At 65.9% G+C, this 20,159-nt stretch carries 16 protein-coding genes; 4 read left to right on the top strand and 12 right to left on the bottom strand.

Translation table 11 applies throughout. The annotated features are described in order from the left end of the window. Positions 1-5 precede the first annotated feature (5 nt). The 9 genes from C2L64_RS24960 to C2L64_RS24920 form a co-directional block, all read right to left on the bottom strand. A complete protein-coding gene (locus C2L64_RS24960; RefSeq protein WP_007583594.1) occupies positions 6-1,382 on the bottom strand; it encodes a CpaF family protein in 1,377 nt (458 codons plus the stop codon). A gap of 66 nt (positions 1,383-1,448) precedes the next feature. After that, positions 1,449-2,651, bottom strand: coding sequence for an AAA family ATPase (locus C2L64_RS24955; RefSeq protein ID WP_007583596.1), 1,203 nt, complete (start codon positions 2,649-2,651; stop codon positions 1,449-1,451). Positions 2,652-2,735: 84 nt separating this feature from the next. After that, positions 2,736-3,023, bottom strand: a complete 288-nt coding sequence (locus tag C2L64_RS24950) for a hypothetical protein (RefSeq protein ID WP_007583598.1) — start codon at positions 3,021-3,023, stop codon at positions 2,736-2,738. A 36-nt stretch (positions 3,024-3,059) separates the two neighbouring features. Continuing rightward, positions 3,060-5,102, bottom strand: coding sequence for a type II and III secretion system protein family protein (locus C2L64_RS24945; RefSeq protein ID WP_007583600.1), 2,043 nt, complete (start codon positions 5,100-5,102; stop codon positions 3,060-3,062). A 147-nt stretch (positions 5,103-5,249) separates the two neighbouring features. Next, positions 5,250-6,089 (bottom strand): Flp pilus assembly protein CpaB, encoded by an 840-nt coding sequence (gene cpaB / locus C2L64_RS24940; protein ID WP_007583602.1) that lies wholly within the window; start codon positions 6,087-6,089, stop codon positions 5,250-5,252. Between the two features lie 77 nt (positions 6,090-6,166). After that, the gene (locus tag C2L64_RS24935; RefSeq protein WP_133061146.1) at positions 6,167-6,706 is read right to left on the bottom strand and encodes a hypothetical protein; all 540 of its coding nucleotides are present in this window, start codon (positions 6,704-6,706) and stop codon (positions 6,167-6,169) included. A 253-nt stretch (positions 6,707-6,959) separates the two neighbouring features. Then, the gene (locus C2L64_RS24930; RefSeq protein WP_007583606.1) at positions 6,960-7,511 is read right to left on the bottom strand and encodes an A24 family peptidase; all 552 of its coding nucleotides are present in this window, start codon (positions 7,509-7,511) and stop codon (positions 6,960-6,962) included. Positions 7,512-7,621: 110 nt separating this feature from the next. Next, entirely contained in the window at positions 7,622-7,804 is a 183-nt protein-coding gene (locus tag C2L64_RS24925; RefSeq protein ID WP_007583607.1) for a Flp family type IVb pilin, read from the bottom strand. Positions 7,805-7,853: 49 nt separating this feature from the next. Then, the gene (locus C2L64_RS24920; RefSeq protein ID WP_007583609.1) at positions 7,854-8,036 is read right to left on the bottom strand and encodes a Flp family type IVb pilin; all 183 of its coding nucleotides are present in this window, start codon (positions 8,034-8,036) and stop codon (positions 7,854-7,856) included. A 1,010-nt stretch (positions 8,037-9,046) separates the two neighbouring features. Between C2L64_RS24920 and C2L64_RS24915 the strand changes: the two genes are divergently transcribed. The 4 genes from C2L64_RS24915 (at position 9,047) to C2L64_RS24900 (ending at position 15,594) form a co-directional block, all read left to right on the top strand. Beyond that, the gene (locus C2L64_RS24915; RefSeq protein WP_007583611.1) at positions 9,047-10,555 is read left to right on the top strand and encodes a sigma-54 dependent transcriptional regulator; all 1,509 of its coding nucleotides are present in this window, start codon (positions 9,047-9,049) and stop codon (positions 10,553-10,555) included. Positions 10,556-10,692: 137 nt separating this feature from the next. After that, positions 10,693-12,315, top strand: coding sequence for an MFS transporter (locus tag C2L64_RS24910; protein WP_007583613.1), 1,623 nt, complete (start codon positions 10,693-10,695; stop codon positions 12,313-12,315). Between the two features lie 101 nt (positions 12,316-12,416). After that, positions 12,417-12,758 carry an NIPSNAP family protein gene (locus C2L64_RS24905; protein WP_007583615.1) on the top strand — a complete coding sequence of 114 codons (342 nt, stop codon included), beginning with the start codon at positions 12,417-12,419 and terminating at the stop codon, positions 12,756-12,758. A 226-nt stretch (positions 12,759-12,984) separates the two neighbouring features. Then, entirely contained in the window at positions 12,985-15,594 is a 2,610-nt protein-coding gene (locus tag C2L64_RS24900; RefSeq protein ID WP_007583616.1) for a mechanosensitive ion channel domain-containing protein, read from the top strand. 32 nt (positions 15,595-15,626) lie between these two features. On the opposite strand, the gene C2L64_RS24895 is transcribed toward C2L64_RS24900, so the two are convergent. The 3 genes from C2L64_RS24895 to C2L64_RS24885 are packed head-to-tail and all read right to left on the bottom strand — an operon-like array spanning position 15,627 to position 20,127. Beyond that, entirely contained in the window at positions 15,627-16,115 is a 489-nt protein-coding gene (locus C2L64_RS24895; RefSeq protein WP_007583618.1) for an SRPBCC family protein, read from the bottom strand. 32 nt (positions 16,116-16,147) lie between these two features. Next, positions 16,148-18,415, bottom strand: a complete 2,268-nt coding sequence (locus tag C2L64_RS24890; RefSeq protein ID WP_007583620.1) for an ATP-dependent DNA helicase — start codon at positions 18,413-18,415, stop codon at positions 16,148-16,150. Next, the gene (locus C2L64_RS24885) at positions 18,412-20,127 is read right to left on the bottom strand and encodes a VRR-NUC domain-containing protein (RefSeq protein WP_007583622.1); all 1,716 of its coding nucleotides are present in this window, start codon (positions 20,125-20,127) and stop codon (positions 18,412-18,414) included. The genes C2L64_RS24890 and C2L64_RS24885 overlap by 4 nt, the downstream gene beginning before the upstream one ends. Between the last annotated feature and the right edge of the window lie 32 nt (positions 20,128-20,159).

The raw sequence follows: 20,159 nt of genomic DNA, 5'->3' as shown, positions 1-20,159 counted from the left end.
CGGCGTCAGACTTCGAAACGCCGCGACGGATCGAACACTTGATCCGGCAATGCGAGACCGAACGAAGCGAGGCGGTCGGCGAACTTGGGCCGCACGCCCGTCGCGCAGAAGTAGCCCTTGACCGTGCCGTCTTCTGCCACACCCGTGCGTTTGAACGTGAAGATTTCCTGCATGTTGATGATCTCGCCTTCCATCCCGGTGATTTCGGAGATGCTCATCAGCTTGCGGCGTCCATCCGTCAGACGCGACGCCTGCACGACCACCGTAATTGCCGAGGCGATCTGCTGACGCATCGCCTTGATCGGCATCGTCAGGCCCGCCATGCCGACCATGTTTTCGAGGCGCGTCAACGCATCGCGCGGCGTGTTCGCGTGCAGCGTCGCCATCGATCCTTCGTGGCCCGTGTTCATCGCGTGCAGCATGTCAAGCGCTTCCGCGCCGCGCACTTCGCCGAGCACGATGCGGTCGGGGCGCATCCGCAGTGCGTTGCGCACCAGCGAGCGCTGCGAGATTTCGCCCTTGCCTTCGATATTGGGCGGCCTCGTTTCCAGCCGCAGCACGTGCTCCTGGCGCAGTTGCAGTTCGGCGGCGTCCTCGATCGTGACGATGCGTTCGTCGTTGGGAATGAAGCCCGACAGCAGGTTCAGCATGGTCGTCTTGCCGCTGCCCGTGCCGCCTGAGATCAGCACGTTGAGCTTGGCCTTGATGAGCGCCTCGAGCAGTTGCGCCATGGCGGGCGTGAAGCTCTGGTTCTTCACCATGTCGTCCACTGTCAGCGGATTCACGGCGAAGCGCCGGATCGATACGAGCGGCCCGTCGATCGCGGAAGGCGGAATGATCGCGTTCACACGCGATCCGTCGGGCAGGCGCGCGTCGACCATCGGCGTCGATTCGTCGATCCGCCGCCCGACGCGCGACACGATGCGCTCGATGATCTTCATCAGATGCGCGTCGTCGAAGAACGTGATGTCGGTGTGTTCGAGCTTGCCGCGCCGCTCCACGTACACGTGGCGCGGCGTGTTGACGAGTATGTCCGACACGGTCGGGTCGGCGAGCAGCGGTTCGAGCGGGCCGAGGCCGAACATTTCGTCGTGCACGTCCTGCGCGAGACGGCGGCGTTCGAGCTCGTTCATCGGAATCTTGTCTTCGTCGACGATGCGCTCGACCAGTTGCGCGAGCTCGCGTTTGATCTGCTCGGGCGTGAGGCGTTGCAGCTTGTCGAGTTCGACACGGTCGATGATCTTCTCATGCACGGTCATCTTCAGTTGCTGATACGCGCGGCGCGCGGCGATGCTTTCGGCGCTGTTGCCGGCTGCGGCCGCAGTCGCCGCGTCGGACGGCATCGATCCGCTCTGCAGTTTCAGTTGATCGCGCAATGACATGGTGTCGCTCCCCGGTTCCTGTTGTGTGGCGCCTCTCGTCAATGACCCGGCGTCAATAGTTCGGCGTCAATGATTCGTCTTCAGTTGCGGCACGTCGCGCGGCTTCTGCGCAAAGAGGCGCGCGAGGCCGCTCTTCTTCTCTTTCTGCGGCGCGGGCCACAACGTGTGCGCGAACGCGACGATGTCCTGCGCGAGCGCGCTGCCCTTTGCGACGCTCATGATGGGCAGCCCCTGGTCGAGCGCCGCACCTGCATGTTTGTCGTCGCGCGCGAAGCGATGCGCGACGCCCATGCCGAAGCTCTGCTCGAACGCCTGCAGGTTGACGGGCGCGTGCTTGTCGTACTGGTTCACGAGCACGCTGACCTTGCCCGTCGCGTAGCCGAGTTCGTGAAAAATGTCGAGCATGCGGCGGCCCGTGCGCAGATACAGCACGCTCTGGCGCACCAGCATGCAGATGCGGTCGCTCTGGTCGAGCACGTGGATCGCGAGCGGATTGATGCCGAGGCCAAGGTCGACGATCACCGCGTCGTATTGCGAGCGCGCGAGCGTCAGCACGCGTTCGAGCTGCGCGGGGCGCAACTCGCCTGCGCGGATCGGATCGCCCGCGCCCGCGAGCACGTCGAGGTTGTCGTTCACATGCATCACGCAGGAATCGAAAAACGCGTTGTCGAGCCGGTCGATCTGCCCGCACAGATCGGCGAGCGTCGCGGCGGGCGTCTGATCGGACATCAGCAGGCTCGCGTCGGCGAACTGCTGGTTCGCATCGACGAGCAGTACGCGCTTGCCGCGCTGCGTCGCGAGCGCATGCGCGAGGTTCATCGCGATGAAGCTCGTGCCCGTGCCGCCTTTGCACGACGTCAGCGCCACGACGCGTCCCTCGCGGCGCGCGCCCGCCGTCTTCTTGCCCCACACATGCGAAAGCTCGGCGGCGAACGCCTGCGCGTCGAGCGGCCACGGCAGCACATGGCGCACGCCTGCGCGCATCGCGGCCATCAGCAGCGCGGTCGAAGGCGCGGGCGTCACCAGCATGCAGTTCAGTTGCGGCACGTGCGAGACGGCTTCTTCGATCGACGCCATGTCTTGTGGTTCAAGACCGACATCGTCGACGATCAGCAGGTCCGCCGACTTGATCGATGCCGCATGCGTGCGCAGGTGCCGCACCGAGCCGTGCACGGACCGCACGCGATGCGCGACGCCGCATCCTTCCAGCAGTTGCTCGATATGGTGCGAGCGGTCTGGGCCCGATGAGATGAGGAGGATGTCGATCATGTTCAGTCTCCGCGTGCGGGGAGTGGGGTGTCGTGCGTCGTTTCTGTTGCGGTTACGAGCGCGCCGCGCGTGCGGCGCGCCCGATCAGTTCGAGCCGGGCAGGCCGACCGCGAACACGTTGATGGGCGGCGGCGGCGTCGTGAACGACTTCGCGTAGCTCTTCTGGATCGCGTGGGCCGTCGGGCCGTCGACGCCCGCCACCGGGTCGGTGTTCATGCCCGCGTTCGGGTTCAGCGTCTGCATTTCCTTCAACTGCGAGACGGAACTGCCGAACGTCTCGTCCCAGTGCGGCGTCGAGGTCAGGCAGCCGGCGAGCGTCAGGCTCGCCGCTGCGCACAGCGACGCGCGGATCAATGTCTGGATGGTTTTCATATCGGTCTCCCGGAGTTCGTCAGATGCGCGTCGCGTTCACTGCGTGCGGCGGTCGTCGTTGCTTTCGCGTGCTTCCTGCGTGCCGGACGGCACGGCTTGCGCCGCGAGCGGCTGCGCGCTCACGCTCACCGTCTGCACTGCGGCCGTATGCACGTTGCCGTCGGTAGGTTCGGTGCGTGTGACGGGCGCCGTTCCGTCGCCGTCGCTGCCGCTCCCGGTCGAGCGCGGCGTGGCGGGCGCACGGATCGCGTCGGACGCGGGCTGGGTGCGCTCGGGCGCCGGCACGGGCGACGGCGCCGTCGTGCCTTGCGACGTGATGATGGGCGTCAGCACCACGGGCGCGGCCGTGCCGCCAGCCGCTGCAATCGAGCCACCCTTGACGGGGATCGGCGACGGGATCGCGGCACCCGTCGACGGCGTCGCCGGCTCGGCGGCAGGCTGCGGCTTCTTGCCTTCCATGTTGCCCGTGAAGAGCACGCCTGCTTCCGTGACCTTGCCGAAGTGATCGGTGGGCAGCGGATAGTTCTGCGGCAGCGGTTTCGCGAGACGCGGCGTCACGACGAACACGAGTTCCGTCTTGTCCTCCTGGAAGTTCGTGCTGCGGAACAGCGCGCCGAGCACGGGCACTTCGCCGAGGCCCGGAAGGCCCTTGAGCGTGCCCGTCACGTTGCTCTTCATCAGGCCGCCGATCGCGAAGCTCTGGCCGTCGTAGACCTGCAGCGTGGTCGACGCGCGGCGTGTCGTGATGAGGGGCAGCACGGCCGTTGTGCTGACGGTGCCCGCCGTCACGGCGACGCCCGTCGGCGACAGCTCCGACACTTCCGGCGAGACCTTGAGATTGATGCGGCCGTTATCGAGCACGGTCGGCGTGAAGGTCAAACCGACGCCGAACGTTTCTTCCTGCAGGATGATCGTCGAGCCCCCTGTGCCGTTGCTTTGCGGCACAGGGATAAAGACCTTGCCGCCCGCGAGGAAGCTCGCTTCCTGGCCGCTGATCGCCATCAGGTTAGGCTCGGCGAGCACCTTGACGAGCTGGTCGGTCTTCTGTGCGTCGAACGCGAAGTTCAGCGGCTTGTTGTTCGCCTTCGAGCCGATCAGCGCACCCATGCCGCCCGACAGGAAATCGGCGAGCAGGCCGAAGCTCCAGCTGCCCGTGCCGCCCTGGATGTTGGCGGCCATGCCGAGCTGGTCGATCAGCGTCTTCGACACTTCGGCCACCTTCACTTCGAGCATCACTTGCTGCGGCGCGGCGACATGCATCATGTTGACGATGCGTTCGTTGTTGCCGTTACCCGATGCGCCCGCCGTCTTCATCACGGCGGGAATCATCGCGCCACCCTGGGCGCCTGCCCCGTTGGCGGGCGCGGCGACGGGCACGGGCGCAGTCTGGCGCGACACATAAGCGTGGGCCAGTTCGACGATGCGCTCGGCTTTCACCGAGTCGGACACGGTGCCCGTCAGCACGAGCGTGTCGGCGGCGGCCTTGACCTGCACGCCTGTTTCTTCGGGCATCAATACGGCGAGCGTCTGCTGCAGGCCGCCCGGATCGGCGCCGACGGCGACGTCGATGATCGTGCACGAGCCGCTTCTGCCCTGCACGATCATATTGGTCGTGCCGACATCGGTGCCGAGCAGATAGAGCGTTTGCGGCGACACGAGCATCGCCTGCACGATCGACGGATTGCCGACCGTGCGCGTCTTCACCGACTCGCGGATGTTGACCATGAGCGACTTGCCGACGGGAATCGTCACGCTCTGGTGATCGGCGATCGTGCCCGTACAGTTCGGGCCGCGGCCGCCTTGCGTCACGCCTGCCGCGGCCGCTTGCGCGGCGCCGCTCATGCCGATCGTCAGATGCACGGCGCCGCCGTTCGACGCCATGCTCATCGGCAGCGGCGCCTGGCCCGGCAAACCGGCTTCCTGGCTCACGGCCTGCGCGGCGGGCAGCGCCCACAATGCGGCGCCGATCAGACCGCAGGCGCTGGCCTGCGCGAGACGCGAGCGGCGCGGAAACGTTGCGGCTTGCGTCGTATCGCGCTCACGCCTTGCATGCGCGCGCTGGTTCTCTGTGGCATTCATGTCCTTCCCCCGTATTGGCGCCGTTGTCTGGTCTCGTCACGGCTTGCGGTTCGCGCCAGGTTCTGTGCCCGCGCGGTTTTCACGCTGGTCTCACGCGCCGGTCTCGCGCGCAGTGCTCACTCGTTGTTCTCAAGAATTACGTGCCGCTCAAAAGCATTCCTGTCTGGCCTGCGATCCGTCGATCACGCTCACGCAGTTCGCCGGCGCCCGCGCAACGATCTTGCGCACCACGGGCTTCGGCGCGGGCGCGGCTGGCGCGGGCGGCACGGCGACGGGAATCTTCAGCAGCGACGCCTTGGTCGCGCCCGCCGTCGTCGTGTCCTGCGGATCGATCTGGTTGCGCAGCACGAGCGATAGCGAACCGATGCTGCGCGCGAGGTCGATCTTCTCGGCCTGCTCGGGCGTGACTTCGAGCGTCACGGCATCGACGACCTTCGGTTTGGTTTCGTCGCGGCCCACTTCCTGCGCGACGGCGAGCACGAGGATCTTTTCGAGCACGATCTTCGAGATGTTCTGGTCGCGTCCCGTTACGCCGCCGTCCTTGTTGTCCTTCTCGGTGTTGACGAGGATGTCGACGTAATTGCCCGGCAGCGCGAAGCCCGCGACGCCGATCACGTCGTTCACGCGCACGGTGATCGCGCGCTTGCCTTCGTTGATGACGGCCGACAGCCCGCCGACCGTGCCGACGGGCGAGAGCTTCGCCTCGAGCACGGGCTCGCCGCGCGCCAGGCTCGTCTTCAGCACGCGTCCTTCGAGCTTTTTCACGTCGTTGAAGGTGCCCGTCGGCACGCTGCCGGCGGGCCAGTCGGATACCTTCAGCATGTCGGGCGAAACGCGCTGACCGAGACTCATATCGGCCGATGCGATCACCACCTTGGTTGTCGTCGTCGACGACTGCTGGATCATCCAGCGCGACGCGAACACCACGGCCGCAAGACCGGCCGCCGTCGCGACGACCAACATCACCAACGCGCGAGCGTTCTTCATGTCGTTCTCCTGACTCTCGCCGTCGGCGACGGCGCTCTAGGGATCGTGTTGCAGGGATTGGGCAGTGAGTCTGTCCGTCAGTCCATCAGATCGCGGTCGCGGTCCGGCGGGCTGTGCGCGTCGTCATCGTCTGCGCTTGCGACTGGCTGATGTGCGGGCAGCTGCAACGCGGCGCGCAACGGCGCGGCTTGCTGCGCGCGGCGTTCCGCTTCGCGCTTCGCCACCCACCGCGCGACGACGAGCTCCTCGAGCAGCGCTTGCAGCGCGTATTCGCGCTCCAGCCGGCCCGCCGGCGTGAGCAGCGCGCGCTGGCGCAGATAGATGGCGGGATCGGTCGTGTAGAGCAGTTCCGGCGCCGCGTCCACGTAGTACATTGCGTACGCCGTGGACGCGGCCTCCGTGCGGTGTGGCCGGTTCATAGTGCCGGCCTCGATGCCGCTGCCGTTGTCCGCCGATGCGGAACGGCTCCCCCGTGTTGCCGATGTATTGGCATTGGCCGTCTTGCGGCCTGAATCGTTCGTCTTCATCACTTCCCCCGTATCTGGCCGGCCTTCCTGCGAAGGCTCTTTCCAGGTGGACGACCCCGCGTCCACACCCCGTTCCTGGATTTGCTTCAAGCCTCTCTGCGAAGGCTCAGTGCTGCTGTTTCTCTTGTCACTGCCGCTGTGTTTTTTTGCTGCGTTCTGGTGGGCTTCGGCTGTTGTCCGCCGTTCGCCTCTTGTTGTCGGTCGCTAACGCTGTTTGTCGTTATGAACTGCCGTCCTGCCCTGATTCACCTGCTGGCCCCGTCGCTGCTTCCCCGTAGAAATCCGTTTATTCGCTTCTTGCCCCGTGCTGCGTTATTCGTTGTTCTTTTTGCTTGCCGCTTCGTCACACGTTCACGAACAGCGACAGCATCGTGCCGATCGCGATGGCCACGCCGTATGGCAGCGTGCCTGTTGTCGGCCGTCTTGTTCTCGTGTTGCTCGTACCCTGCTCGCTGCCGCCCGGCGCGCCGCCCGAAGGCATCGACACGTCGATCAGCACGGCAGCCATGTTGTGCAGTCCGGCGCGCATCTGCCGGTGCCGCAGCATCTCCACCAGCGCCCAGACGCCACCGGCCATGCACACCATCAACGCGGCTTCGAATGCACCGCTCGCCCCGCAGAAACAACCGACAGCCGCCATCAGCTTCACGTCGCCCGCGCCCATCATCCGTAACAGATAACCGGGCAAAAGCACCGCGCCGCCGACGAGCAGGCCGCCACCCCACAACTGCATCCCGTCGATCGCGCCATGCAGCGCGCACTGCACGACGAGTCCCGCGCCCAGACCAATGACGACCAGCCAGTTCGGAATGCGCCGCGCGTGGATGTCGTAGATCGCGGCAATCACGACCAGCGCCAACACGCAGGGACCCACCGGAAAAGGCACACCGTTCATCGAAAGCTCCGCTGGTTGAATGGACTTTTCTGTTTGCCGCTGCCTGCCTCGAACGACCGTATTTCGAGGCCAGGCGGCGGTCAGGTGACGCGAACGCGAAACAGCCTGGATCAGGTCGGTTGGGTGATGCCAACCAGCTTGTCCTTGACGTAGCCGAAGACGCGATCGAGATTGGTGCCTATCAGCCCGACCGTCGTGACGATCGCCACTGCGATCAGGCCTGCAAGCAACCCGTATTCGATGGCCGATACGCCGTCTTCTTCGCGCAGAAAGTTCTGAACTGCATTTTTCATGGTCTTCCCCGTAGAGATTTGGACTGGTGCGGACTGGATCTCGCCAAGCTCAGGTCGGTTGCGTGATGCCAACCAGCTTGTCTTTGACGTAACCAAAGACGCGGTTGAGATTGGTGCCGATCAAGCCCACCGTCGTAACGATCGCCACCGCAATCAGCCCAGCCAGCAGGCCGTATTCGATTGCCGATACGCCGTCTTCTTCGCGCAGAAATTGTTGGATTGCGTTCTTCATATGTCCCCCGTAGGAAATAAGATGTCACATGGCCGCCGCGCCCCATGCGCATTGACCAATAAAACCGCCCTTTCGGACGGGTACAACCGGCAAGTGCCGCCGAAGGTGTCGTCATGGTCGCGAATGGCCGTACGTCGTACGAACCATTCGCGCCACTTTCTGCCGACGTCCGCCCCCCATTGGCTCCGCCGCCCCCACAGTCGCATGTGGCAAACCCCGGCCGCGACTGCGAAGTTCTGTGCTGCTGCCGGAGACTTCCTTTGGCCCTGCTTTCCGGCAGCAACGTTTTCGTCGTGACAGCCATATCGCAACGGGTGTGCCATGTACCCGCAAACCCTTGTCGCGCCGTGATCGGGCTTGCGCGCCACGCAGTTTTTCAGAGGCCCGCGGTTCGCGATGTTGCGAACCCGTAACGTGATTTCGAAGCGCGGGGCGCGCGTTCGCCAGGCCACATAGCCGTCGGCGCGCGCTCAAAGATGCGATGAATCGGGCCGCGAAGCCCGGTGCCAATGGCTTCCGGTCAGATCTACCGTTCGCCGGCAGCTGCCGTTCGGTCTGAAGAACCGATTGTCAAATGTGTCGCAGAGTTGAGACGGCGGGAAAAGGCCGGCGGCAAAGGAGGCGCGGCCTTGTGCAGCAAGGCGACGCGTGCGACACCCACTTGCACGTGCCTGTCAGGTGCCGCGATCCGCAAACGATTTAAGCGCCGGTAGAAATTGCAGAAGGGTGTATCTGCATCCAGATTTACGCTTATATAAAGCCCCTACCCTTTCATTTATCTTTGTTTTCACCGTGCATTTCATGCGACGATAACTTCGTGTTGCGAAGCATGTACGCAGCGCAAAGGCATGGCGACATTGCGGCATTCATGACCCGCATATAGAAGAAAATGAAAAATGCTCGGGTTCGCGCATGCGGACCCTCAAAAGACCACACCGTTTTGCCGTAGTACAAGGATCACTGACCTTGCTGCACGATGCGCAAGGGCGACGTCCACTACCGGGGGTAACATGAATTCCACTTCCACAACGGGCGCTTCCGACCGCACCGTGCTTTGTGTGGCCTCGACGCCCGACGAAGCGCTCGCAGCCTTTCTGGGCGCGGCCGGATGGCAGGTCGTACACGCCAGGACCACGGCCGCTGCGGAAAAACTGCTCGATCGGGGCGACATCAAGGTCGGCCTCGTCACGCTGCCCGACGACGTCACGCAGCAGCAGCTCTCGGCGCTCGAGGCCTGCATGCGTCACGGCGAGGCAAACTGGATCGCGCAGATCGCGCCCGGCCACGCCACCGACGACCTCACCAGCCGCTTCATCCTCGACTACTGCTTCGACTTCGTCACCGCGCCGTGCATGAACGACCGGCTGATCTTCGCGCTCGGTCACGCGCACGGCCTGTCGAATCTGCGCCGCGCGAGCTTCCGGCCGCAGCCGTCGCTCGGCGCGCACGGCATGGTCGGCCATTGCGAGCCGATGCAAAAGCTGTATCGCCGGATCGACAAGTGCGCGCAGACGGACGCGCCCGTGTTCATCGCGGGCGAATCGGGCACGGGCAAGGAACTGACCGCGCGCGCGGTGCACGACGGCTCGACGCGCGCGCAGCAGGCCTTCGTCGCGATCAATTGCGCGGCGATTCCGCCTACCCTTTTGCAGGCTGAACTGTTCGGCCATGAGCGCGGCGCGTTCACGGGCGCGCTGCAACGCAAGATCGGCCGCATCGAGCATGCGCACGGCGGCACGCTGTTCCTCGACGAAATCGGCGACATGCCGCACGAATGCCAGGCCGTGCTGCTGCGCTTCCTGCAGGAAGGCACGATCGAGCGCCTGGGCGGCAACGCCTCCGTCAAGGTCGACGTGCGGGTGATCTCGGCGACGCACGTGAATCTCGAAGCCGCCGTGAAGGACGGACGCTTCCGCGCCGACCTGTATCACCGGCTGTGCGTGCTTCGGCTCGATGAGCCGCCGCTGCGCGAACGCGGCAGCGACATTCGCCTGCTCGCCGACTATGCGCTCAGCATGTATCGGCAGGACGGCACGCACAAGATTCGCGGTTTTTCCAGCAGCGCGGTGGTCTCGATGTCGAACTACGACTGGCCTGGCAACGTGCGCGAGCTGATCAACTGCGTGCGGCGCGCCGTCGTGATGACGGAAGGACGCTTCATCACGGAAACCGATCTCGGCTTGCCGGAAATATCGGGCGTGCGCGCGAAGACGCTCGCCGAAATCCGCACGCGGGCGGAAATCGAGGCAATCGAAGAAGCGTTGAAGCGGCACGGCCACAACCTGTCGGGCGCGGCGGCCGATCTCGGCGTGTCGCGCGCGACGCTCTACCGGCTGATGAACGCGAACCGCATGAACCCGGACGCGAACGCGATGCGCTCGATGCGCCGTGCCGGCGGAGAAGGCCGCACCGATGGTGGCACGGACGGCTCATCCGATCCGGGCGGCGCGGACGACGGCGACGACAGCGATGCGGGCTCGCACCGGCCGCGCGCTGTCGCAGCGGTGTCGGTGGGCTGAGTTCGTCTTTTCTTTCTTTGAGTTTCTTCCCTTGAGTCACGCGGCGGCCTTCACGTCGTTCAGTTGATGCTGAACGGCGTGGCGCTAAATGTGTCCATTGCATTGTCGATCGCACCGCAATGGAGTGGACACCCGTCATGTCCGACCGCGCTTCTCTGAACCACGCGCGCGACCAGCCGCACGCCTTCCCTGCCCAGGCCAGCCCCTGCGACGATCTCGCGATCCGCGCGCAACCCGCCGCCGGGATTCCCTGCCGGCGCAAGCGCCTCGCGCTCGGCGCGACGATACTCGGCTCCAGCATGGCGTTCATCGACGGCTCCGTCGTCAACGTCGCGCTGCCCGCCATTCAGACCGAACTCGGCGCGAGCGTCGCGGCGATGCAATGGGTCGTCAACGCGTATCTGTTGCTGCTCGGGTCGCTGGTGCTCGTCGGCGGCGCGCTGGGCGACAAGCTCGGGCGGCGGACCGTATTCGTCGCGGGCATCGTGCTGTTCACGGCCGCATCCGCGGCGTGCGGCCTCGCGCCCGAACCCGCCGCGCTGATCGCGGCGCGCGCCGTGCAAGGCGCGGGCGCGGCGCTGCTGGTGCCGAGCAGTCTCGCGATCATCGGCGCCGTGTTCGACGAACGCGAGCGCGGCCGCGCTATCGGCACATGGGCCGGCTTCGGCGCGATCACATCGGCACTCGGGCCCGTCGCGGGCGGCTGGCTCGTCGACGCGTTCTCGTGGCGCGCCATCTTCTATCTGAACGTGCCGATTGCGGTCGTCACGGTTGCGCTCGCGCTGTCGTCGATACCTGTTAGCCGCGGCTCAAGCGCTGCGCAGCGCCTCGACTGGCCGGGCGCACTGACGGCGGCACTAGGACTCGGCCTGTTGACGTACGGTCTCACGCTCGCTTCGTCGCATGGTTTCACCGATGAGATCGTGATCGGCATGATCGCCGGCGGACTGGCTCTGTGCGCCGCGTTCGTCGCCATCGAGGCGCGCAGCCAGGACCCGATGATGCCGCTCGATGTGTTTCATTCGCGAGATTTCAGCGGCGCGAACCTCGTCACGCTGCTGCTGTATTTCGGTCTGGGCGGCGCGCTGTTCTTTCTGCCGTTCACGCTGATTCGCGCGCACGGCTACACGGCGACGCAAGCGGGCGCCGCGCTGCTGCCCGTGCCAGTGGTGATCGGCGTACTGTCGCGCTTCACGGGCGGGCTGGCCGTGCGTTACGGAACGCGCCGGCTGCTGACGGTCGGCCCTGTGATCGCGGCAGCCGGCTTTGCGCTGCTCGCGCTGCCCGGCTGGCTCGACATCGACCGTGCGCGCTACTGGACGAGCTTCTTCCCTGCCCTCGCCGTGCTCGGCCTCGGGATGACGATCACGGTGGCGCCGCTCACGACGGCCGTGATGACGTCCGTTGCCACCGCGCGTACGGGTGTCGCGTCCGGTATCAACAATGCCGTCGCTCGGATCGCGAGCCTGCTGGCGATCGCGGTGCTCGGCATCGTGTTCGTCTGGTCGCACAACGCGGCGCTGTCGGAGCGGCTCGAACAATTGAACATTCCCGCCGATTTGCATCGCGAGGGTCAGCTTGCGCCAGACATGATGACGGGCGCGCATGCTGTGCCGGCTGAAATTGTCGCCGCGCAGTCCGATGCCATCGACGCGGGGCTGCGCGCCGTCGCGCTGGTGTCGGCGCTGTGCGCGCTGCTGGGCGCGGCGTGCGCGGCGGTGACGATTCGCGGGCAGCAGAAGCCGCAGAGTGAACAATAGCGCAACGCACATCGACACTTCCATCCAGCCTGAAACATCGCGCGCGACGCGTCGCGGATACTGACCTCATCCACTTAACGGCAACCACGACGGGAGTCTCCATGACGATCACCTGTTTCATCCGCTATCAGATCGATCCGTTCCAGCGCGACGCGTTCAGACAGTACGCGGAGAACTGGGGAGAAATCATTCCGCGCTGCGGCGGTCATCTGCTCGGCTATTTTCTGCCGCACGAAGGGACCAACGACATCGCGTGGGGCCTGATTGCGTTCGACAGCCTCGCCGCTTACGAAGCGTATCGCACGCGGCTGCGCACCGATCCCGCAGCGCTTGAGAACTTCGGCATGGCACAGGCCAAGCGCTTCATCCTGCGCGAAGAACGGACGTTCACGGAAGTCGTCGACGGGACGCTCGGCAAGCCCGCCCACCCCGCTCACGCGTAAACGCGCATAACGCGCCAGCGGCGTCGTCGCGCCGTGCGTCAGCACAAAAACGCACGGAAAATGCCCGCATCGCACGCATTCATGCCCGTTGGGTCACGGGATTCGCTGCTTTGCGGAACTTATCGTGCGCCGCCGGGGTCGTTTTATTTTCCAGTCGAATCGTGGTGGCTCCCGGCGCCGCATCGCGTCCAGCCGTGCGCGCATCGCCGCCGACCACCGGCCCTACATGCGCAAATTTCTCCTGATCTGTCTGCTCGCGCTGTTCTGCGCGCCCGCCTTCTCCGCCGTGACGGCTACGACGAGCGCGTCCGGCGCGTCCTCCACCACTGTCACGCTGACGCCCGACCAGGCCCGCCAGGCGTTGCAGGTGCTGAACGACCCCACAAAGCGCGCGCAGATCGAAGACACGCTAACGGCCATCGCCGCCGCAGGCGTGCTCGCGACACCCGCCGCACCGGCCTCGGGCGCATCGGCGACGGCGGCGGACGCCGCGTCGGGCGCGAGCGTGCCCGCCGCGTTCAAGTCGAACGGCCTCGCGTCGCAGCTGGTGCGCCAGGGCGCGCACTGGATCACGCAAGGCGGCATGACGCTCAAGCGCTCGGCCACGGTGCTGCTCGATACGTCGTCGGCCCGTTACTGGTGGAACGTGCAGCTTTCCGATCCGCACGAGCGTGCAAGAGTGTTCGGCGTGCTGCTCGCGCTGATCGGCACGCTGCTGCCCGCGATCGGGCTCGAATGGCTCGCGCGCCGGCTGCTGCGCCGGGCGCGCGCCGCGATCATCTTGCGGCGCGAGGCACGTGAGGCCCGCGAAGCGCACGAGCATGCACGCGAAGCCGCGGCTTCGGATGCCGTTGCGAGCGCCGAGGCCGCCGATACCGCCGAAGCCGCCGAAGCCGCAGCAGCCCAGGCGGCAGCCGGCTTCGCGGCGAGCCCGGCCGCGCCGTCGATGTCGACGCCGCCCAGGTCATCGGCTGCATCGTCCGCGTCCGACGCGTCCTTGCCGAAACCCAACAATCAGCAAAAGGAAGCGCGCAGCAAGCGCCAGGCGGAACATCACTGGACCACGCTGCAGCGTCTGCCGAGCGCGGCGCTGCAACTGCTATTGCGGATGCTGCCGCTCGTCGTGTTCGTCGCGGCCGCGAGCGCGCTGATGTCGATCTTCACCGACGACGGCACGGTTCAGGACGCGGCGCTCAACGGCCTGATCGACCTGTACGTGATCTGCCGCGCGATCGTGATCGCCGCAGGCTTTTTCCTGCAGCCGGATGCGCCGCGGCTGCGTCTGTTGCGGGTGCCCGATGGCTGGGCGCTGTTCATGCAGCGCTGGGTGATTCGCGTGGTCAGCGTGATCGGCGCGGGCGGCGCGCTGATCCAGATCGCCACCGCGCTCGGCCTGAGCGACGCGGCGCATTTGCCCCTCGTCAAGCTGCTGGCGCTGGTCGGGCACGTGATGGTGTCGATCATGATCCTGCAATGCCGCGCGCCGATTTCCGCACTGCTGCGTGAGCGCACCGGCGAGACCGACGCCGACAGCCAGCGCACCGTGACGATGCTGGCGCACGGCCTGATCGACATGTGGGCGTGGGTTGCCGTGTTCATCGTGATGGCGCTGTGGTTCGTGTGGGCGCTCGACGTGCACAACGGCTACCGCACGCTGCTGCATCTGGGTGGTGTGTCGCTCGCCGTGCTGGTGGCCGCGCGCGTGGTGGCGATCGTGCTGTTCGGCGCGCTCGGGCGGCTCTTTCATGTCGAAGACGGCGAGCACCGTTCGCTGATTCATGAGCACGCGTACCGCTACTACCCGTTGATCCGGCGCGCCATCTCAGCGCTCGTGATCGTCGTCACCGCGCTCGTGCTGCTGCAGTTGTGGGGCCTCGACGTGTGGCAGTTCTTCCGGCCCGGCGCGATCGGCCACCGGCTGACGTCGGCCATCGTGACGATCTGCGTGGCCGCCGTGATTGCGCTGGTCGTATGGGAGATCGCGAATGTATCCGTCGAAAAGCGCCTCGCGCAGTGGACCAAAAGCGGCGACCTGATGCGCGCCGCGCGGCTGCGCACGCTGGTGCCGATGCTGCGCTCGGCGCTGTTCGTCGTGATCGCGCTGGTCGTCGTGATGACGTGCCTGAGCGAGCTTGGCGTGAACACGGCGCCGCTGCTCGCGAGCGCGAGCATCTTCGGCGTTGCGCTCGGCTTCGGCTCGCAAAAGCTGGTGCAGGATTTCATCACGGGAATTTTCCTGCTGATGGAAAACGCGATGCAGGTCGGCGACTGGGTAACGCTCGCGGGCGTGTCCGGCACGGTCGAGTATCTGTCGATCCGCACGGTGCGCCTACGCGGCGGCGACGGCTCGCTATACACGGTGCCGTTCAGTTCGGTGTCGACGGTGAACAATACGAATCGCGGGCTCGGCAACGCGGCCGTTCGGGTCAGCATCGCGTACGGCCAGGACGTCGACCTCGCGATCGCGACGCTCAAGGAAATCGGCGCCGCGTTGCGCGAAGACGAGCAGTTCAAGGACGGCATCCTGTCGGACTTCAGCTTCTGGGGCGTCGATGCCGTCGATGGCGCGTCCGTCACGCTCGCCGGCCAGATTCAATGCCGCGACTCGGCACGCTGGCCGGTGCAGCGCGAATTCAACCGGCGCATCTTCGACGCGTTCCGCGCGAAGGGCATCGAGATCTCAAATCCACAGCGCAGCATGCTGGTCGCGGCCAATCCCGCGCAAGGCGGTTCTGATTCCGCTAATGACGAGCTCGAAGGCCCACCGCGTCCGTCGAATGTGCCGGATGGACCGCAACAAGTGCAAAAGCCGACATCGAAGGTGGCGCGGCACTGAGCTTCGACAACTCGGCTGCGCGGCTGCCCGTCTCATGACGAATGCTCGACGCCAAGCAGCCGCGCGTCGAGCAGATCGGCGAGCGCTTCGCCGCCCCGCTGCATCACATAATCGTGATTCCATTTGAAGAACGGACGCGCGAGCGGCGCAAGCAGGTTCATCCAGCCGCGCTTCGTGCGCACGCGCCATTCGTAGCACACCACCGTCGCTTCGCCGTGCGTCGAGAAGTGCCAGCGCCCCGTTCCTTCGACGTCGCCGCACGCTTCGCCTTCGAGCACAGCGAGCGGCTCGACGCGGGTCACGCGCATGTCGAACGCGACGCGATACGGCAAGCGCCCTTTCCACGTGTAGCGATGCAATGCGCCGACGCCGTCGCTCGCGCCCGGCTCCACTTCGATCACGCGCTCGACGCAGGTCCACCATTGCGGCCAGCGCGCCGGATCGTGGATGGCATCCCATACGGCCGGTAACGGCGCGCCGACGCGCCAGATCGTCGTGAAGCGGTATTCGCCTGCGCGCACGGGTTGTCTCCTGTTCTTGTTGCTTCTTGTTGCTATATAGCGACCTTCCACCAGCGCGGCAACAGCCGCTTCACATCCGCGTGCCGATACCGGTCGTCGATCAGATGCACGACGCCCGCGTCCTGCTCGGTGCGAATCACGCGCCCCGCCGCCTGCACGACCTTCTGCATACCCGGATACAGATACGCATAGTCGTAGCCGTTGCCGAACTGCGCATCGAAGGTGCGACGCATCTGTTCGTTGACGTCGTTCATCTGCGGCAAGCCGAGCGTCGCGATGAACGCGCCGATGAGCCGCTCGCCGACCAGATCGATGCCCTCCGAAAACGCGCCGCCCAGCACCGCGAAGCCGACGCCCGCGCCGCTCGTCGTGAAGCGCGCGAGGAACGCGTCGCGCGCGGTCTCGTCCATGCGCGGCTCCTGCGTCCAGATGGGCACCTGCGGATGCCGCTCGCGCATCGATCCGGCGACGCGCTGCAGATAATCGAAGCTGCTCAGAAAGCCGAGGTAGTTGCCCGGACGCGCGGCGTACTGCTGCGCGATCAGATCGACGATCGGTTCGAGCGAGCGCTCGCGGTCGCGCCAGCGCGTCGACACATGATGCGCGACATGCACATCCAGCTGCTCGGCCCTGAACGGCCCTCCGACGTCGAGCCAGCCTGTATCGTCAGGCAGACCGAGCATGTCGCGATAGAAGTGCTGCGGGCTGAGCGTGCCGGAGAACACGATCGTCGCGCGCGCGGCGGCGTAGCGTGGCTTGAGAAACGGCGCGGGAATCACGTTGCGCACGCAAATCTCTGTCGATGACTTCGCGTGGGCCTGGCCGCGATGCGCATCGAGCGTCACATCGACGATCGAATGATGGCCGAACTGCTCGACGAGCGACATGAAATGCAGCGCGTCGAAATAGAAACGCAGCGCGTTTTCATCGACGGATTGCGAGGTTTCCGCAAGCTGATCGCCAATCGATGCGATCAGATTTTGCAGTGCCGACTGCAGCTTTGGCGGCACGCCGGGCAGCACCTCGTACGCGGCATTGCGCTCGCGGTTCAACGCATTCCATTCGCGGTTCAATCGATCGAACGGCTTTTTCAGTGCTACAGGCGCGGCATGGCGCGCGCCGCGAAACGCATGTTGATCGAGCGTCGCGCTGTACATGCGGCGCGCGCGGTCGGGCAGATTGTGCGCTTCGTCGGCGAGCACCGCGACGCGCCAGCCGTTCAGTTGCGTCAGCGCGTACAGCATCGCGCTACTGTCGAAGTAGTAGTTGTAGTCGCCGATCACCACGTCGCACCAGCGCGCCATTTCCTGCGCGAGATAGTACGGACAGATGCCGTGCGCAAGCGCCGCTTCGCGCACGGCTGCGCGGTCGAGCGTGCGCGCCTGCAACGCCGTGTCGCGCGCGGCGGGCAGCCGGTCGTAGAAGCCGCGCGCGAGCGGACAGGAATCACCGTCGCACGATTTGTCGGGATGCTCGCAGGCCTTGTCGCGCGCGACGAGTTCGAGCGTGCGCAACGGCAGCGCGGCTTCGCTGCGATGCAGGGATTCGACGGCTTCGAGCGCGAGCGCGCGGCCCGGCGTTTTTGCCGTCAGGAAGAACACCCGGTCGAGATGATCAGCGCCGCACGCCTTCAGTAGCGGAAAGATCGTGCCGAGCGTCTTGCCGATGCCCGTCGGCGCCTGCGCCATCAGACAGCGCCCGTCGCGCGCCGCGCGAAACACGGCCACGGACAGTTCGCGCTGACCGCTGCGAAACTCGCGGTATGGAAAGCGCAGCGCGTTCAACGCGGCGTTGCGCGCATCGCGATGCGCTTCTTCGCGCGCGGCCCACGCGACGAAGCGCTCGCACTGAACCTCGAAAAACGCGCGCAGCGAAGCGGCCGAGTGCTGCTCCGTCAGCACGGTTTCCTTCTGGTCGGCGATATCGAAGTACACGAGGGCGACCGTCAACTCTTCGAGCGCGCGCGCCTCGCACAGTAGATGCCCATACACCAGCGCCTGCGCCCAATGCAGCGCGCGATGATTCGCGGGCATTCGTTCGAGATCGCCGCGATGTGTCTTGATCTCTTCAAGCCGGTTCAGCGCCCGGTCGTAGCCGTCGGCGCGGCCACGCACCGTGAGGCCACGATGCGTACCCGTCAGCGTGATCTCCGCTTCATAGCCGGATGCGCGGCGCGCCGTCACGGCCTGATGTCCGGCGATGCCTTCGAGCGCCGACGGCGCGGGCGTGAAGCGCAGATCGAGATCGCCGCGCCGCGCGGTGAATTCGCAGAGCGTGCGCACGGCGACGACGTAGGTCATGCCGCCTCCGCGTCCGTTGCACCGACCAGCGCATCGTCGGCGCTTTCGGTCCAGCGGATATCCAGCACGCGCACGGGCATGTCGTGCTGCACGCAGTACGCGAGCCAGCGGATCTGGTTGTCCTGCAGACGGTCGCCCGGCCCTTTCACTTCGATCAGTTCATAGCGCCGCTCGCGCGGCCAGAAGCGGATCAGGTCGGGCAGGCCCGAACGGTTCGCGCGAATATCCAGCAACAGCCGCTCGAACCACAGCTTCAGATGCGCGGCGGGCAGGCAATCGAGCGCGAGCGTCAGCAGCTCGGGCGTGAGCATGCCCCAGAACACGAACGGCGATTGAACCCCGGCTTTGGTTTCGAAGTGACGCAGGATCGTCTCGCGATACGCGCCGCTTTCCAGTTGCGCGAAGCAGACGTCGAACTGCGCGGCACGCCGCGCGCGGAAGTCGGGCGCGAGCAGATCGGCGGGGCCGCGCTGGAACGGGTGAAAGAACGCGCCCGGCACGGCCTCGAAAACGGGCTCCCAGCACAGCAGACCGAACAGCGAATTGATCAGCGCGTTTTCGACGTAATGCACAGGCGCATCTTCCGTCGACAGATGATCGCGCACCGCGTATTCGACGGCAACGGGCTCAAATGGACGCGGCAATTCGAGCATGCCGCGCTGCGCCGCGCGCACGCCAGCGGGTTTCTGCGCCGCGACGCCGAGCCGCCGTTGCAGGCGCGGCAGCATGCGCGCAACGCGCTGCTGCTCCTCTTCGCTCTCGGGAACGGCGGCCGCCTGCAGCGCCAGCGCAAGCGCCGCTTCGTCGCGGCCGTCGCGCTCCAGCACGCGCATGCGCCTGTGTCGCGCACCCGGCCACGCGCAGCGCTCGTAGATGCGCAAGGCAGCATCCCAGTCGCGTCGGCGTTCGGCCTGATAGCCGATCGCGTACAGCAGCTTCGCGCGGCGCAACGCGAGCCAGGGGTTGTGCTGGGTATCGATTGCATCGACGGCTTCGAGCAGCGGGTCGAACGCTTCGTCGTCCGTGAGTTCCAGCGCGTCGCGGCACGCTTGCAGCGCCAGATAGCAGTCGACGTCGCCCCGCTGCTGGAACGCCCGCGACGACGGCCCGAACGCCACGCGCTCGTACTGATACACGCCGAGATCGGCGAGCACGAACTCGGACCAGTCCTGATGCAGATTGCCGAAGAACATCAACCGGAAACGCTCGCAGAGCGGCGCGACGAGCACGCGCAGCGCGGCTTCGTCAGCGGCTGCGTCCCACTCGCGATAACGCCGTGGCAGCGCGTGCGCGGGGTCAGCGACGCGCAGCGCTTCGAGCCATTCGGCCTTGCGCAGGCCCTTGAGCGCGGGAGACGCGGCGAACATGCGTTGAAGTTCGGGGCGCGTCGCGCACGCGAACAGTTCGTCGAGTGACACGCCTGCGTCCGCATCGATCCAGCCGAGTGCGGCCAGCGGCACGGCCGCCTGCACGGGACAACCGATCTCCGCATACGCGAGCCGCCCCGTGCGAAACAGCGTGCCTTTGCGCATCAGCATGCGCACGAGGAGCGCGCGCGATGCTTTCGGCAGGCGCGCGCCGTCGCGCAGGAATGCGTCGAGAAAGGCGCGCTCGCTGTCGTCGAGCAGATCGTCGTAACGGCCGGCGATCCACGCGAGCGCGCGCTCGAAATTCGACAAGTAATAGAACGGATCGGGAGCGTCGGTCGGCACGGCTATCGGACACGGAAGGCTGTATATTTATA

The sequence above is a fragment of the Paraburkholderia hospita genome (genome assembly GCF_002902965.1).
Lineage (GTDB): Bacteria > Pseudomonadota > Gammaproteobacteria > Burkholderiales > Burkholderiaceae > Paraburkholderia > Paraburkholderia hospita.
This window is presented reverse-complemented; position numbering and strand designations above follow the sequence as displayed.